This window comes from Bosea sp. (in: a-proteobacteria) (genome assembly GCF_023953965.1).
GTDB lineage: Bacteria > Pseudomonadota > Alphaproteobacteria > Rhizobiales > Beijerinckiaceae > Allobosea.
In genome coordinates, this window is record NZ_JAMLIX010000001.1 from 2,111,337 (window position 1) to 2,126,476 (window position 15,140).

General features: G+C 68.9%; 14 protein-coding genes. 12 read left to right on the top strand and 2 right to left on the bottom strand.

Going from position 1 to position 15,140, the window contains the following annotated elements; genetic code table 11:
* Window positions 1-60: 60 nt before the first annotated feature.
* The 11 genes from M9917_RS09715 to M9917_RS09765 all read left to right on the top strand — a co-directional run bounded on the left by M9917_RS09715 (window position 61) and on the right by M9917_RS09765 (window position 14,555).
* Complete coding sequence (locus M9917_RS09715; RefSeq protein WP_297253143.1) at window positions 61-855, top strand: calcium-binding protein; 795 nt, start codon at window positions 61-63, stop codon at window positions 853-855.
* Window positions 856-1,009: 154 nt separating this feature from the next.
* Window positions 1,010-3,301 carry a glycosyltransferase gene (locus tag M9917_RS09720; protein WP_297253145.1) on the top strand — a complete coding sequence of 764 codons (2,292 nt, stop codon included), beginning with the start codon at window positions 1,010-1,012 and terminating at the stop codon, window positions 3,299-3,301.
* The gene (locus M9917_RS09725) at window positions 3,298-4,131 is read left to right on the top strand and encodes a class I SAM-dependent methyltransferase (RefSeq protein WP_297253147.1); all 834 of its coding nucleotides are present in this window, start codon (window positions 3,298-3,300) and stop codon (window positions 4,129-4,131) included. Before M9917_RS09720 ends, M9917_RS09725 begins: the two co-directional genes overlap by 4 nt.
* Window positions 4,128-5,375 carry a glycosyltransferase family 4 protein gene (locus tag M9917_RS09730; protein WP_297253149.1) on the top strand — a complete coding sequence of 416 codons (1,248 nt, stop codon included), beginning with the start codon at window positions 4,128-4,130 and terminating at the stop codon, window positions 5,373-5,375. The genes M9917_RS09725 and M9917_RS09730 overlap by 4 nt, the downstream gene beginning before the upstream one ends.
* Window positions 5,372-6,124 (top strand): hypothetical protein, encoded by a 753-nt coding sequence (locus M9917_RS09735; RefSeq protein WP_297253151.1) that lies wholly within the window; start codon window positions 5,372-5,374, stop codon window positions 6,122-6,124. Before M9917_RS09730 ends, M9917_RS09735 begins: the two co-directional genes overlap by 4 nt.
* A gap of 4 nt (window positions 6,125-6,128) precedes the next feature.
* A complete protein-coding gene (locus M9917_RS09740; protein ID WP_297253153.1) occupies window positions 6,129-8,330 on the top strand; it encodes a glycosyltransferase family 2 protein in 2,202 nt (733 codons plus the stop codon).
* Window positions 8,331-8,332: 2 nt separating this feature from the next.
* Window positions 8,333-9,637, top strand: coding sequence for a glycosyltransferase family 4 protein (locus M9917_RS09745; protein ID WP_297253155.1), 1,305 nt, complete (start codon window positions 8,333-8,335; stop codon window positions 9,635-9,637).
* Window positions 9,638-9,665: 28 nt separating this feature from the next.
* Window positions 9,666-10,844: a polysaccharide pyruvyl transferase family protein gene (locus M9917_RS09750; RefSeq protein WP_297253158.1), complete on the top strand. Its 1,179-nt coding sequence runs from the start codon at window positions 9,666-9,668 to the stop codon at window positions 10,842-10,844.
* Window positions 10,841-12,022 (top strand): hypothetical protein, encoded by a 1,182-nt coding sequence (locus M9917_RS09755; protein WP_297253160.1) that lies wholly within the window; start codon window positions 10,841-10,843, stop codon window positions 12,020-12,022. Before M9917_RS09750 ends, M9917_RS09755 begins: the two co-directional genes overlap by 4 nt.
* Window positions 12,019-13,479: a polysaccharide pyruvyl transferase family protein gene (locus M9917_RS09760; protein ID WP_297253161.1), complete on the top strand. Its 1,461-nt coding sequence runs from the start codon at window positions 12,019-12,021 to the stop codon at window positions 13,477-13,479. The genes M9917_RS09755 and M9917_RS09760 overlap by 4 nt, the downstream gene beginning before the upstream one ends.
* A gap of 41 nt (window positions 13,480-13,520) precedes the next feature.
* Entirely contained in the window at window positions 13,521-14,555 is a 1,035-nt protein-coding gene (locus M9917_RS09765; protein ID WP_297253163.1) for a GSCFA domain-containing protein, read from the top strand.
* Here M9917_RS09765 and M9917_RS21750 read toward each other — a convergent pair.
* Window positions 14,519-14,677 carry an aconitase family protein gene (locus tag M9917_RS21750; protein WP_367273921.1) on the bottom strand — a complete coding sequence of 53 codons (159 nt, stop codon included), beginning with the start codon at window positions 14,675-14,677 and terminating at the stop codon, window positions 14,519-14,521. The genes M9917_RS09765 and M9917_RS21750 overlap by 37 nt on opposite strands.
* Window positions 14,665-14,889, bottom strand: a complete 225-nt coding sequence (locus tag M9917_RS09770) for a hypothetical protein (RefSeq protein ID WP_297253165.1) — start codon at window positions 14,887-14,889, stop codon at window positions 14,665-14,667. Before M9917_RS09770 ends, M9917_RS21750 begins: the two co-directional genes overlap by 13 nt.
* Before the next feature lie 50 nt (window positions 14,890-14,939).
* Here M9917_RS09770 and M9917_RS21755 point away from each other — a divergent pair, with 50 nt between their 5' ends.
* A complete protein-coding gene (locus tag M9917_RS21755; RefSeq protein ID WP_367273916.1) occupies window positions 14,940-15,095 on the top strand; it encodes an FCD domain-containing protein in 156 nt (51 codons plus the stop codon).
* Window positions 15,096-15,140: the final 45 nt, after the last annotated feature.

A 15,140-nucleotide genomic window follows, 5' to 3' on the forward strand; every position in this document is an offset into this window, starting at 1 on the left:
TGAGATCGGCGGTCTGGCTGCCGACAAATTCGGGTTCATCAATCACTTAGGAGGCACCGCATGGCGACGATCGAAGGAAGTGCATTCGACGACCATTTGATTGGGACTCGTTTCAGCGATGTCATTCTCGCCGGCGGCGGTCATGACATCGTTCACGGCGGCGACGAGGTCGACACGCTGTTCGGCGAAGGCGGCGATGACCTGCTCTATGGCGACGGCGGCAACGATGCGCTGTTCGGCGGCGAGGGCAACGACATGCTCTTCGGCGGGCAGGGAGACGACGTGCTCTCGGGCGACGACGGCAATGATTCGCTGTTCGGCGGCGAGGGCCATGACACGCTCAGCGGCGGTCTCGGCGACGACATCCTGCGCGGCAACGACGGCGATGACGTTCTGATCGGCGGTGACGGCAACGACATCCTGCAAGGCGGACCGGGCAGCGACATCCTTCAGGGTGGCGCCGGCAACGACGTCCTGCAGGGCGGTGACGGCAGCGACATCCTGGATGGCGGCGCAGGCAACGATGTCCTCCAGGGCGGCGCCGGCGACGACATGCTGTTCGGAGGCGCCGGCAACGACATCCTTCAGGGCGGTGCCGGCTCCGACACCTTCGTCTTCGCCGGTGGCGGCGGCAACGACGTCGTGCTCGATTTCGAGGCCGGCTCGGACATGCTGCAGATCGCCCCCGACATAAACGGGACCGGCGTCCACACGGCGGAGGACGTGGCGGCTCGCGCGACCACGGTCGGCGGCAACACCGTCATCGATCTCGGCCATGGCGACACCGTCACCCTCGTCGGCGTGAATGCCGACGACGTCCAGGCCGACCCGCACTCCTACTTCTCGGTCGCCTGATCGTTCCGACGCGACGCTCCGTCCGGCCGCGATCCATGGCCGGGCGGAGGGCTTCGCGTCCCGACGACGTCCCGGAGCGCCGTCCTTTCGCGGGTTGAGCCGCCATCTCCCGCCGGTGCTCCGGGCTCCTTTCCGTGTCGCAGGAACGCCTTTCATGCTTTCACTCGCGCCCGTCGCCTCGGCGGTAGCCGCCCCGACCCAGCTCGAACTCCACCGCCTCGGCGGCTCGGTCTTCCTGCTGTGCTGGACGCTCGAAGCCTCGCCTTTCGGCAAGCCTGCGATCGCGCTGACGGCGGGCGGGCGCCGCCTCGCCGCCGCCTCGATCTCGCTCGGCCTGCGCGACGGGCGCGAGCGCCTCGCCGTCGCCTTCCGGGCGGCCGGGCAGGACGGCATCGTCGCGACCCTGTCGGACCACGGTCCGCAGGGCGACGTGACGGCGGGCTTCGATCCGGCGCTGGTCCACGGCCTTGCCGATCCCAGGGAGATCCTGAAGGACCTCGCGCCGCAGGCGAGGCTGACCCTGGCCAATGCGCTGCTGCGGGCCTGGCCGCCCCTGTTCGGCCTCTCCACGCTGCCGAACTACCTGTCCTTCCTGCGCCAGTTCCTGCTCATCCTGTTTCCGAAGCCCGTGGCGATGCAGCCCGGCGCGGCGCTGGTCGAAGGGCAATGGCTGTGCCAGACCATCGTGCCCGGCGACTTCACCGGCTTGCAGACGGCATCGCGCCTCGATGGCGCCGGCCTCGCGCGCCTCGATCTCAGATCGCGCGTCGGCATCGCCGATCGCAGCGGCAAGCGCGAGCTTCACCTCGTCATGGACGAGCCGCCGGTTCGCGGCGGCGGGCTCCTGATCCTGCAAAGCGAGCGTTCGCTCGTGGTCCGGTCCCTGCCGGGGCGGCAGGCGGCGCCCTCGCTCGGCCGCTGGTGGGCCGGGAAGGCTGCGAGCCGCGACGGACTGCGCAACTGGGTCGTCGAGCAGCTCGCCGGACTGTCCGGGCAGGGCCGCCTGCTCGCCGTCGAGATGCAGCGCCGGGTGCCGCTCGCCGTGCAGCATGTCCGCCGCAACGACGACCTGCCCGCCGCCGAGCTCGACCTCGCGGTCTGCAACGGCGCGGGGCTGCTGATCGGCGGCTGGCTGCGCGATCCCGACGAACTCCTGGAGGAGGTGCTGCTGCATCGCGGCGCCGGCGAGCCGATCGCGATGCTGTCGCGTCTCCAGCGCTTCCCGGCCAGGCTGCCGACGGGGGAGGAGGGGCAGACGCGCGCCGCGACGGGCTTTGCCGCCTTCGCCCGCGATTATGCCGCCGGTGCGCCGGTTCTGCAGCCGCGCTGCGAGATCAGGCTGAAATCGGGCACGACGCTGACGCTGCGCCCGCCGGTCCAGCCGGCCGATGCGGCGACGATCCGGGCCAGGGCGCTGTCGGCGATCCCGCCGCAATATCTCACGCCCATGATGCTGGAGGAGACGCTCGCGCCGATCCTCGCGGCCTGCCAGGAGGAACTCGGGGAAAGCCGGCCGGAGCCGGCGGTCAAACGGTTCGGACCGGTCGCGGCCCGGCCGAAAGCCTCGGTGGTGATCCCGCTCTACCGTGTCTACGACTTCCTGCGCGTGCAGGTCGCGGCCTTCGCCGGCGATCCCTGGTTCGTCGAGAACGCCGAGCTGATCTACGTGCTCGATTCGCCCGAGCACGAGGCCGAGGTCGGCCATCTCCTCGGGGGCTTGCATCTCGCCTATGGGCTGCCGATGCAGCTCGTGGCGATGGCGCGCAACGGCGGCTTCTCTGCCGCCTGCAATGCGGGCGCGCTGCTGGCGCGCGGCGAGGCGCTGGCGCTGGTCAATTCAGACGTGATCCCGGCCGGGAACGGCTGGCTGCCGGCGCTGATCGGCAAGCTCGACCGGCAGCGGCGTGTCGGCGCCGTCGGGCCGAAGCTCATCTATGACGACGGCTCGCTGCAGCATGCCGGGCTGTTCTTCAAGCGCGACGGCAGGGGCATCTGGCTCAACCACCATTACTTCAAGGGCATGCCGGGCGGCTATGCCCCGGCCAATGTCGAGCGCCCGGTGCCCGGCGTCACCGGCGCCTGCATCGTCATGCCGCGCGAGCTCTTCGCCGAGCTCGGCGGCTTCGATGAGAGCTACGTGATCGGCGACTACGAGGACAGCGATCTGTGCCTCAAGGTCCGGCGCGCCGGCTTCGGCATCGTCTATGCGCCCGGCGTCGCGCTCTACCATCTCGAGCGGCAGTCGATCTCGAAGAGCGTCGACTACACGCGCGGCGCCGCCTCCCAGCACAATGCCTGGCTCCAGACGCGGCGCTGGGATGCGCAGATCGAGGCGCTGATGCTGGCCTTCGAAACCTCGGCGGTGGAACCCGTGTCGCCTGAGCCCGTGCCGAGCTCACCCGACCTCGTTCCCCGCTTCACCTTCAGGAGAGCGAACGCGGCATGACGGCGATGACGGCTTTGAGAGAGATCGCGGCAGAGCCGGTTCCAGCGGAGGCGCCCGCCGGTCCGGGACTCGACTGGCTGCTGGATTCGTTGCGGAGCAACCGCTTCATGCCGTATCCGCCGCCGGATTCGATCTTCGTCGGCGATGGCGACTATCGCGCGATCGGTGCCGAATTCCTCGGCCATTTCGTTCGGATCGGCCGGCTGAAGCCGCATGAGCACGTCTTCGACATCGGCTGCGGCATCGGCCGCATGGCGGTGCCGCTGACGCAATATCTCGACCCGGAGCGCGGCAGCTATGACGGCGTCGATCCGGTGATGGAGGGCATCCTCTGGTGCGCCCGGACGATCACGCCGGCCTATCCGCGCTTCCGTTTCCAGCGGCTCGACATCGCCCATCCGCTCTACAATCCGCAAGGCTCGCTGCCCGGCGTCGAGGTTCGCTTCGGCTTCGCCGACGGCAGCTTCGATTTCGTGACGATGACCTCGGTCGCGACGCATCTGCCGCCCGAGGAGCTCGTGGTCCATCTGCGGGAAGCGGCGCGGCTGCTGGCGCCGGGCGGGCGTCTCTTCCTCACCGCCTTCGCCATCGACGGGGCGCAGACCGGCCAGGAGCGTCTCTCGTTCAAGCGCTGGCAGGAGGGGCCGGGCTGGTACGCCATCGACGAGGCGCCGCTCGCCGCCGCCGGGATCGACAGCCGCTTCCTGCTGGAGCAGGCGATGCAGGCCGGGCTCGCCGTCGAAGCCCTGCGGCCGGGGCATTGGCGCGGCATCGGCGCGGCCCATTACCAGGACCTGCTGATCGCGACGAAACCGGGGGGCGAGCCGTGAGCCGGCGCATCCTCGTCGTCGCGCACAACCATCCGGCGCTGCATCCGGGCGGCACCGAGATCTTCGCGCATGATCTGGCAGGGGCCTATCGCGAGCAGGGCTACGAGGTGCTGTTCCTGGGCGCTACCAACGCGATGCATCGCGAGCCGCATCCCGGCACGGCGCTGCAAGCGATCGGCGACGACGTCGTGCTCTGGAGCGCTCACTACGACCGCTTCCATATGAGCCAGATCGACCATTACGGCACGCTGCAGGATCTCGCCTCGCTGCTGGAGGAATTCCGGCCGGAGGTGATCCACGTCCATCATCTGGTGCTGATCGGCGCCGAGTTCCTGACGCTGGCGCGCCGGCTCCTGCCGCAGGCGGCGATCGTGATGACGCTGCACGACTACTACCCGATCTGCCACCATGACGGGCTGATGCTGCGGCCGGGCGACCGGCAGCGCTGCAAGGGCGCTTCGCCCGCCGCCTGCCATGGCTGCTTCCCCGAGATCGGCTCCGACCGCTTCCTGCTGCGCGAGCGCTTCATCAAGACGCATCTGGCCGCCGTCGATCGCTTCATCGCGCCGAGCCGCTTCCTGCGCCAGCGCTATATCGATTGGGGCTTGGCGGCAGAGCGGATCGAGGTCATCGCCAATGCCCGCCCGACGCAGGAGGCCGCTCCGCACCGGCCGGCCACGGGCAAGCGCACCAGCTTCGGCTATTTCGGCAATCTCAACCCCTGGAAGGGCGTGCTGCCGCTGTTGCAGGCGGCCAGGATCTTGCAAGCCTCGGGGGCGGAGGGCTTCAGCCTGCGCATCCACGGCGGCGCGCCGTTCCAGAGCGAGGCGTTCACCAGCGCGCTCGCCGCCGCGCTCGCCGGAACCGAGGGCGTGGTCAGCCATAGCGGGCCTTACGCCCGCGACGAGGTGCCGGCGCTGATGGCCGATATCGACTGGGTGGTGATGCCCTCGATCTGGTGGGAGAACGCGCCCCTCGTCATCCAGGAAGCTTTCCAGCACCGCCGGCCGCCGATCGTCAGCGCCATCGGCGGCATGGCCGAGATGGTGCGTGACGAGATCGACGGGCTGCATGTCCGGCCGGGCGACCCGGCCGCGCTCGCCCGCACCTTTCGCCGGGCGATGGAGGAGGCCGGGCTCTGGCAGCGCCTCGTCCACGGCATCGCCGAGCAGCCTTCGCTCGCCGCATGCGCCGGCCGCCACCTCGCCCTCTTCGACAGCCTCGAGCACGCGGAGGCCGCATGACGAACGCCGAGTATCAGGACCAGGAGGTCCGCCTTCCCAACGTCAACCCGGCCAGGCTCAACGGCCGGATCGACGCCCTCGACGGCAATCGCCTGCATGGCTGGATCTGGGACGAGACCCGTCCCGACCAGGCCGTCACGGTGAAGCTTTCCTGCGACGGCAAGGTCGTCGCTGAAACCAGGGCCGACCAGAGCCGCATCGATCTGCGCCGCAACGGCATCGGCGACGGCAAGCATGCCTTCTCGCTGGAGCTCGACGCGGCGCTGGTCGCGGCCCGCGGCCGCCTCAGCGTCGTCGGGATCTCGCCCGAGACCGGGGCGGAGCTGGAGCTGCGCCTGCCGGCGGCGGACGAGCTCGCGGCCGAGGCCGCGATCGCCGTGCCGCTGGCGCGCTTCTTCGACAAGGTCGAGGTGCTGATCGCGCTCAACCGGCGCGGCCAGCTCGCCCAGAAGGAGCTCAACGAGAAGCTCGACCGCATCGCCGCGCGGCTGGAAGAGAACCATGCGCTGGCGGAAGCCACCAAGGCCGAGGCCGAGAGCCAGAGCGAGGTCATGCGCCGCATCGCCGAGCTCGACGTCTTCCAGCTCCGCTTCGACGGCACGCTGCGCGCCTTCGACGAGCGCCTCGCCGCGATCCGCAAGGAGGCGCGGGCCCCGCTCAGGCAAGTGACGGTGATCCTCGGCTTCCTCTCGGCGCTCGCCGCCGCGATGTCCTTCGTCACGCTCGCCGTCATGCTGTGGGGAGGCTGACGTGGTGAGCGAGGTCATCGTTCCAGAGAGGACGGCGGTCGCCCCGGCGCCGACCGTGGCCTGGACGCCGCTCGGCGAGAACGCCATCCTGGTCCGCAGCGCCTGCGACGCCATTCCGGCCAAGGTGCCGGTCGCGGTCGACGGCAATCCGGGAAACCGCGCACAGACCATGGTGCTGAGCTGGCGCCGGCCCGGCGCCGAGGCGTCCTCGGCCACCGGTTTCCTGTGCCTCGCGCCGGCGCCCGGCGCCGATGCCGGCAGCAGCGGCGCCTTGCTGATCGGCCGCCCCGGCCGGCCTTTGCGGCTGATCCTGGCCGCGAAGCCGCAGCCGCTGCAATCCTTCCTGTCCGAACTCGCCGATGATGCCGGCCAGGCCTTTTCGAGCGTCGTCGACGGTTTGCTCGAAGTTCTGCTGACCGGCGCGCCCAATCCGCGCCGGCTGCGGGCGGTGTCGATGCTGCTCCAGACCGTGGCGCGGCCGGGTGGCTTCGTCGAGGTGATGGGGGCGCTCGGCGAAACGGCAGGGTCGGGCGCCGGCATCTTCCTGCAGGGCTGGACCTCCCACTTCGCCGCCGGGCGGGTGAAGCTCCTGATCTCGCATGGCGGCTTGTCGCCGGCCAATCTCGAAACCGGGATCTTCGAGCGCGACGATCTCGGCGAGGGCGCGCGCGGCTTCTTCGGCCTGCTGGAGGATTGCCACGTCCAGCGACCCGGCGAGATCGAGCGGCTCTATTTCCGCGGCAATGACGGCTGGCGCGCGCTCGAAGTCTATGAGCGCTATGTCCTGCTCGAACCGATCACCGTGCCCGGCCATCTGCGCGACGGCTTGCAGCGCGGCACGGCTCCGCAGGCGACGGCCGAGAAGTTGCGCCGGGCCGCACAGCGCTTCGACGGGCGCGACACGGTCTGCCTGCTGGAGGAGCCGGTGCGCGCCGGCATCGACTCGGTGACCCTGGTCGAGGGCACCGGCGTGCTGATCATCGGCTGGCTCTTCGATCCCGAGCGCCGGGTCGGCGGCGTCACGCTGCGCGGCGGCAGCCAGTCCTGCGCGATCGACCGGCTGTGGACGCGCGTGCAGCGTGCCGACGTGACGGCGGCCTTCATGGAGGACCCGCGCTTCGGCCCGGCTCTCGCGGCGCGGCGCAGCAATCACGGCTTCATCGTCTTCGCGCCGAAGCTTAAGCCGGAGGCCGGACAGCCGCTTCACCTGGCCTTCGAGGTGCAGGGAACCGGCCCGGCCTTCCTGCCGCTCGAACCCGATCGGGCTGAGCCGCGACAGGCTCTGGAGCGCGTCCTCGGCCTGCTCGATCCGCGCTCCTCGACTGCGAACGCCGTGGTCGAGCGCCAGATCGCGTCGGCGCTCCAGGCGGCCGAGATCGCGCCGCCGCGCGCGGTCGAGACCCTCGATGTCGGCCCCTTCGACGCGGAAGCGCCGCTCGGCCTCGTGGTCGGCCTCGACCATCGGCACCGCGAACTCTCGGCCCTGTTCGCGCTGCTCGCGATGGACCCCGAGGCGAGGCCGTTGCCGATCGTGCTCGCAGCGCCTTCCGAAAGCTTCGACCGTGTCGGCGCGGAAGCGCGGCGGCTCGCCCGCTTCTACGGGCTGTCGGTCCGGCTCGTCGCGGTGGAAGGCGTCGCGGATGGTTGCGATGCGCTGGAGGCCGGCGTGCGGTCCTGCCGCTTCCAGACGGTCGCGCTGTTGTCGGGCGCCGCGCAGATCCGGATGCCGGGCTGGCTCGGCCGGCTCGAACGCGCCTACCGCGCCCGCGGCGGCCAATGCGTCGCCAGCCCGACGCTGCTCTTCGAGGACGATTCGATCCGCTGGGCCGGGGCCTGGCTGGAAGGCGAGGGCGCGGCCCGGCGTATCGCCAACCGCTTCGTCGGTTATCCGCTGGAGGCGGTCGGCGATCTCGGCCCGATGGAGGTCGCAGCCGGCGTCAGCGAATGCTGCGTGCTGTCGCGCGCCGCCTTCGTCGAGGTCGGCGGCTTCGCCCGCAACTACTTCACCACGGCTGAGAAGGGGCTCGATCTCTGCCTCAAGCTCAGGATGGCGGGCTCGCCTTCGCTCTGGGTCCCCGATGTCGAGATCTATGCGGTCGATGACGGCGAGACGGCGATGCCGCATGGGGGCGCGCTCGCCCGGCTCGCCGACCGAACGAGCTTCGACAGGCGCTGGGCGCTCGCCATCTCCAACATGAAAGGCTGAGGATGCGGGTTCTGGTGATATCGCACGGCCATCCTTCGCTCTCGCTGGGCGGGGCGGAGATGGCGTCCTACAACCTGCACAAGGGGTTGCAGGCCGGCGAGGGCATCGATTCCCACTACCTCGCCCGCGTCGGCGCGCCGACGCCGCGCCATGCCGGCACGGCGCTGATGAGCCTGCGCCAGCGCGGCGGCGAACTGCTCTACTACGCCGAGGATTACGACCACTTCCTGATCTCCAACCGGGCGACGGACGAGATCGAGCGCGATTTCGTGCGCGTGCTGCACGACCTCAAGCCCGACGTGGTGCATTTCCACCATTTCATCGGGCTCGGGCTCGAATGCCTGTTCGCGGTGCGCGAGGCGTTGCCGGATGCGCTGATCGTGGTGACCTTCCACGAATATCTCTCGATCTGCCACCATCACGGCCAGATGGTGAAGCCCGGCGCCTTCAAGCTCTGCTACCGGGCATCGCCGACCGACTGCAACGCCTGCTTCCCGGAGATCGCGCCGGCCCGCTTCCTGGCCCGCGAGACCTTCATCAAGGGCATGCTCGGCCTCGCCGATCATTTCGTCTCGCCGAGCCGCTTCCTGGCCGACCGCTATGTCGACTGGGGGCTCGCCGGGGAGCGCTTCTCGGTGATCGAGAACGGCATCGACGTCGCCACGCCCGCCCCGCCGCGGCCGTTGCCGGAGGGCAAGGGGCGGCGCTCGCGCTTCGCCTATTTCGGCCAGCTCACGCCTTACAAGGGCGCCGACGTGCTGATCGACGCGGTGACGCGCATCCCGGATTCCGTCTGGGGCGAGGACGCGATCCTGCTGGTCCATGGCGGCAATCTCGAACGCCAGCCACAAGCCTATCAGGACAAGTTCGCGAAACTCATCGAGAGCGCCGGCCGGCGCGTGCGCTTCTGCGGCGCCTTCCAGAACCACGAGATGCCGAACCTGATGCGCTCGGTCGACTGGGTGGTGATGCCCTCGATCTGGTGGGAGAACGCGCCGATCGTGATCCAGGAGGCCTTCTTCCACGGCCGCCCGATCCTGGCGAGCCAGCTCGGCGGCATGGCCGAGAAGATCGCCGACGAGGTCGACGGGCTGCATTTCCGCGCCGGCAGCCCGGAGGACCTCGTCGACTGCATGACGCGCGCCCTGACCGAGCCCAAGCTCTGGGAGCGCCTGCGCGGCGGCATCAAGCGGCCGATGGGCCATCGCGAATGTGCGCAGGCGCATCTCGATCTCTATCGCCGGCTGATCGCCGCACGCAGCAAGCCCCAGCCTGCGCAGCGCGATCCGGCCGCGATGATCGCCTGAAACAACGAAACAACAGGGGAGACCGTCCATGGCCCGCATCCTCGTCATCAGCCCCTCCGGGGAGGTCTATGACCACGACAATGTGCGCTGGTACGACTACGCCAATCTCGCCGCCCATATCGACCACTACCACAACATCGGCGACGCCTTCGTCTTCGATTCCTCGCTGAAGCTGCTCGATTTCGAGGCGCTCGACGAACTGCCGATCGACCGTGTCGATCCGGCGATGATCGACCGGCTCAATGCCGAGTACGATTACGTCTTTCTGCGCGGCTCGAACTACATCCATGCCGAGATGGACTGGGCGCAGGCGCCGGAGGTGCTGCGCCGTCTGAAGATTCCGGTCATCGCCTTCGGCATCGGTGCGCAGGCGCCGGTGAGCGGCAAGCTGGAGCTGAGCGAGGCGACCAGGACGGTCCTCAGGCTGATCGCGGATTCGACCGCCTCGCTCGGCGTGCGCGGCACCTATTCGGCCGAGGTGCTGAACGATCTCGGGATCGGGAATGTCCGCATCATCGGCTGCCCGACCGCGTTCCGGAACAACGATCCCAATCTCGCGATCCGCCTGCCGCCGCTCGACCAGGTCAGGACCGCCGGCGTCACGCTGCGGCGCGAGGTCTCCAAGACCTATGCGCAGGACATCAGGCGCTACCTCACCTTCCACCGCGATCTGGTGAAGGCGATGGCGGACCGTTTCGAGGTCACGCTGATGTCGCAGGGCGAGGCCGAGGAGAAGAAGCTCGCCCTCGGCACGCCCGAGCAGAAGGCCGCGGCGCTTGCCGCGCTGAAGGAGAACGAGTGGGCGAGCAACTGGTATCTCGACGAGCAGGTGGCGGGCCTCTACCGGAGCCGGATGTTCTATTCCGACGTCGTCGCGGAGTATCAGCGGCTGGTGCGCGGGCTCGATCTCGTGCTCGGCTATCGGCTGCACGGCAATCTGATGGCGCTCGCCAACGGCACGCCCTCGATCTACTTCACCTATGACAGCCGCACCGTCGAATTCGCGGACACCTTCGCGATTCCGAGCTTCGACGTCTTCGCCGGCCGGAACTTCCGGCTGGAGGACTACTGGGAGCAGGCGCGCTTCGACCGCTTCAACGCGGCTTATGCCCGGGTCTACGGGCAGATGCGCGACTTCCTCGTCGAGAACGGCGTCGCCAACAAGATGGTGCCGCGCGCGCGCGAACCGCAGCGGAAGGTCGCATGAGCGGCGCCCGAACCCTGCGCGCGGCGCTGCCGGCGGCATGCCTGCTGCTCTCGCCTCCGGCCGCATGGGCGCAGGCGCCGGGCTACCGGCTCGAGGTCGCGCCCGGTGCCGAGGAGGAGACGGTGGTTTCCTGGGCGCGCGAGCGTTGCGAGGAATGGGACCTGCCGGACGCGCCGTTGCGCGCCTTCCGCGACGACAAGGGCGAGGTCGTCGCCTTCGCCAGCCACTACCGCAGCCGCCCGCTGATCGGCGCCGAGCTGTCCTCGATCCGCAAGAGCTGCGCCGTCTCCTTCGAGGCGAAGAACAGCGCCGATCCGAGCGCCTTCAGCGACAAGAGCTGGATCGCCGCGACCTGGACCGACGACGGGCGCCACGTCCAGGCGCTGGTGCATGCCGAGTACCATGCCGACAAGCATCCGGGCGCCTGCCGGTTCAAGGATGCGATGAGCTGCTGGTACAACGTCGTCACCGCCGCGCGGTCGGACGATGGCGGACGCAGCTTCAGGACCGACGAGCCGCGCCCGCTCGTGGCGGCGCCGCCCTACAGGCAGGATGTCGACCAGGGCCGGCATCGCGGCTTCTTCAACCCCTCGAACATCGTCGAGAAGGACGGCGCCTGGTATGCGTTGATCGCGACCACGGGAGGAGAAGGCCAGAAGCACGGCGTCTGCCTGTTCCGGTCGACGGATGTCAGGGACCCGACGGCGTGGCGCGCCTTCGACGGGCAGGACTTCACGATTCCCGCGGTCGACCCCTATCGCGACGATCTGAGCCGGGCACGGCCGTGCCGGACGCTCGAGGAATTGCCGACCACGGTCGGCTCCGTCACCCGGCACGAGGCGAGCGGAAAATGGCTCGCCCTCTTCCATCTCGGCCCGGACCCGCACCGGAACATCGCGGGCGGCCGCGTCGCCTATAGCTGGTCCGACGATCTGATCCGCTGGTCGCCGCTGCAGACGCTCATCGTGCATCCGACGATGTGGAGCAGGAACTGCGGCGACCGGCAGCGCTACGGCTACGGCGCCATCGCCGACCCGCAGTCGCGCTCGCGCAATTTCCAGACGACGGGCGACACCGCCTATCTGTTCATGACGCGGATGCACGTCACCGGCTGCAAGCTCGGCCCCGATCGCGATCTGGTCCGCCTGAAACTTCGTTTCGTCAAGGAGGGCTCATGAACGCGCCCGTGCCTTCGCCCGCATCCGCCGCTGCCCTGGATAGCGCCACCAGAATCCTGCGGGCGACCACCGACGAGATCGTCGTCTGCGTCGGCCGCCGGCCTGATCGAAGCTGGCCGGCGCTCAGGCTGGTGCTCGACGGGCAGGACTATGCGACGATCCAGCCCGGCGCGATCGTCACCGGCGAGGCCGATGTCGCGGAGCTGGCGATCCCGCTGCCGCGCTTGCCCGAGCGGCGGCTTCGCTCGATCGCGGTCGCCGACGCCGCCACGGGCACGCTCGCTCCCGGCTCGAACCTGCGCCCGATCCCGACCGAGACCAGGCTGCGCGCGCTGGTGATCTATCCGGCCGGCGAGGTCTACGACCACGACAAGGTGCGCTGGTACCGCGTCCCGGTGGAGAAGCTGCTCGGCGACTACTTCAACATCGGCGACATGATCGTCTACGATTCGACGCTGAAGCTCCTGCGCTACGCGCATCTGGAGCCGATGAAGATCATGGCGCCGACCGAAGCCGACATCGCGCGCTATGCCAGCGAGTTCGACTTCGTCTTCGTGCGCGGCTCGAACTTCATCCACGAGAACATGGAGTGGTTCCGCGCCGTCGAGGTGCTGGAGAAGGTGAAGCTGCCGGTCTACGCCATCGGCGTCGGCGCCCAGGCGAGCCAGAACCGCAGGATCGAGCTTCCCGAGGCGTCGCGGCGCTTCTGGTCGATCGTGGCCGAGCGCTCGGCCGCCATCGGCGTCCGGGGCGCCTTCAGCGCCGAGACCCTGCGGCAGAACGGCATCCGCAATGTCGAGGTGGTGGGCTGCCCCTCGATCTTCCGCACCCGCAACCGCGACCTTGGGATCCGCGTTCCCGACCAGCGCGATATCCGCAAGGTCGCGTTCAGCCTGCGCCGCGAGGCCGACAAGAGCTACACCGCCGATCCGGAAGCCTATCTCAGCAACCAGAAGGCCGCCCTGCTCAAGGTCGATGCCCAGAGCGAGATGGTGATGTCCTCGCATGGCGAGCATGAGGAGAAGGCGTTCTTCCTGCGCGATCCTGCAGCCAAGGAGAAGGCGGTCGCCGAATTCGTCAGGACCGGCTGGTGGAACGGGCCGGACGACCCCGCTATGCGCCGGATCTACGAGAAGCAGCTGTTCTCCTTCTTCGACGTCGAGCATTACGACGCCTTCGCCCGCTCGCTCGATCTCGCCGTGGGCTATCGCGTCCATGGCGTGCTGCCGGCCGTTGCCCATGGCGTGCCCGGCGTGCTGGTCGCCTATGACACGCGCAGCCAGGAGCTGGCCGAGACGCTGAAGATCCCGGTCGTGCCGGAGGCGGCCCTGGCGGAAGGCGGCTGGCGCGCGGTCTATCGGGAGGCGGCGCTCGCCGGCCTCGCGAAGAGCTATGCCGCATCCTACGACCGGATGCGCGATTTCCTCGACCGGAACGGCGTTCCCCATCGGATGTGAGGGCTGTGCAACCCGTCGATTGCACCCATCAGGAGACGATCATGAAGATCGAATACGATGCAGGTACCGCACTTTCGATCATGCGCGGCAACCCCGTGCGCGGCTGGATCTCCGGCAAGCCGGAGAAGATGGCCAGGGAGCGCCTGACCACGGGCGACTATCTGGCCGTGGAGCACAAGCCGAAATTCAGGATCGATCCGTCCTGGCCGATCTTCACCATGGGCTCGTGCTTTGCGCGCGAGGTCGAGAACATCCTGATGATGCGCGGCCTCAGGCTGCTGCTCGACGGCCACGGGGTGCCGGCCGAGCATTTCGAGAGCTGGAACGAGGAGACCGGCCGCGGCGGCGGTGCCGATCGCGGCCAATTGTCCCGCGGCGCGCTCAACAAATACTCGGTCCGCTCGATGACCCATGAGCTGAAGCGCGTCCTGCTCGGCGAGAGCTATCCGGATGACGGGCTGATCGAGCTCGCTTCCGGGCAGTGGTTCGATCCGCATGCCAGCGGCTTAAGGCTGCTCGATCGCGAGACCGCCTTCGCCAACCGCAGGCGCCTGGCTGATGCGACCGCGCAGATCAGGCAGGCGCGGCTGTGCTTCTTCACGCTCGGCCTGACCGAGACCTGGCTCGACGCCGAGACCGGCCTCGCCATGAACGCGCATCCAGGCCCGGCCTGGCTGCAGCGGATGCCGGACCGCTTCCGCTTCGTCGACTACGGCTATGATGCGACGCTCGCCGACATGCTGGAGATCATCGGGCTGATCCGCGAGCATTGCCACCCGGATATGCGCTTCGTCGTCACGGTTTCGCCGGTGCCGTTCGGCGCGACCTTCAAGGATGCGGACGTCATCGTCGCCAACAGCGCGTCCAAATCGGTGCTGCGGGCGGTCGCCGAGGAGCTGTTCCGCCGCTTCGACTTCGTCGATTACTTCCCGAGCTACGAGATCGTGCTGAACTCGCCGCGGGCGATCGCCTTCCAGGACGATCAACTCCACATCGCCCGCGACATGGTCGGGCATGTGATGACGACCTTCCGGAATGCCTATCTGACGCCGCAGGAGCGGTCCGAGGCCGCATGAAGCAAGACAAGGGTCGCGAAGACATGCTCCAGCTCGGTCGTGCCGCAGCCGAAGGCGAGCGTTCCAAGCGCGCCGACCGTGGAGGCGTGGCTTTCGGGGCAGGCCAGCGTCAGGCCCGGCAGGGCGCGATGCCGAGCTCGGGCGAGACGACATGGACGATGCCCTGCTCGGGATCGTCGACGTCGAAGAGCCGAAAGCCGTGCCGTTCAGCTCCGCGCATCGCCTCGATATGGTCCGAGGTCCGGTGCCCGGGCAGGGTCGAGACGGTGTGGTCCTGGACGGCGACCGTCAGATCGGGCCGGCGCACGCTGCGGCCCTTCTCTTCGATATGCATCAGCCGTGGACCGTTGCGCGAAGCGCTGAGCCGCTTGGAGGGTCGCAAGCTTGAGACTCTATCGGGCCCGGACGGGGCAAATCCCGGATCATTACGAAGGAGCTGTCGAGGAACACCGGCAGATCGTCCGGGCCCTGCAAAAGCGCGATGCCGACTTGGCCGAGGCGCTCATGCGCCAACACGTCGCAACGCCCGGCAACGGTTGAAGCTCGATCGGGCGGCCGGGCAGCCTTCGCAGCCGTGAGGTCCAC

What these genes read in the sequence shown, in the direction of transcription:
- M9917_RS09715 (WP_297253143.1), top strand. Translation starts at nt 61, where the DNA reads ATGGCGACGATCGAAGGAAGTGCATTCGACGACCATTTGATTGGGACT.
- M9917_RS09720 (WP_297253145.1), top strand. Translation starts at nt 1,010, where the DNA reads ATGCTTTCACTCGCGCCCGTCGCCTCGGCGGTAGCCGCCCCGACCCAG.
- M9917_RS09725 (WP_297253147.1), top strand. Translation starts at nt 3,298, where the DNA reads ATGACGGCGATGACGGCTTTGAGAGAGATCGCGGCAGAGCCGGTTCCA.
- M9917_RS09735 (WP_297253151.1), top strand. Translation starts at nt 5,372, where the DNA reads ATGACGAACGCCGAGTATCAGGACCAGGAGGTCCGCCTTCCCAACGTC.
- M9917_RS09745 (WP_297253155.1), top strand. Translation starts at nt 8,333, where the DNA reads ATGCGGGTTCTGGTGATATCGCACGGCCATCCTTCGCTCTCGCTGGGC.
- M9917_RS09750 (WP_297253158.1), top strand. Translation starts at nt 9,666, where the DNA reads ATGGCCCGCATCCTCGTCATCAGCCCCTCCGGGGAGGTCTATGACCAC.
- M9917_RS09755 (WP_297253160.1), top strand. Translation starts at nt 10,841, where the DNA reads ATGAGCGGCGCCCGAACCCTGCGCGCGGCGCTGCCGGCGGCATGCCTG.
- M9917_RS09760 (WP_297253161.1), top strand. Translation starts at nt 12,019, where the DNA reads ATGAACGCGCCCGTGCCTTCGCCCGCATCCGCCGCTGCCCTGGATAGC.
- M9917_RS09765 (WP_297253163.1), top strand. Translation starts at nt 13,521, where the DNA reads ATGAAGATCGAATACGATGCAGGTACCGCACTTTCGATCATGCGCGGC.
- M9917_RS09770 (WP_297253165.1), bottom strand. Translation starts at nt 14,889, where the DNA reads ATGCATATCGAAGAGAAGGGCCGCAGCGTGCGCCGGCCCGATCTGACG.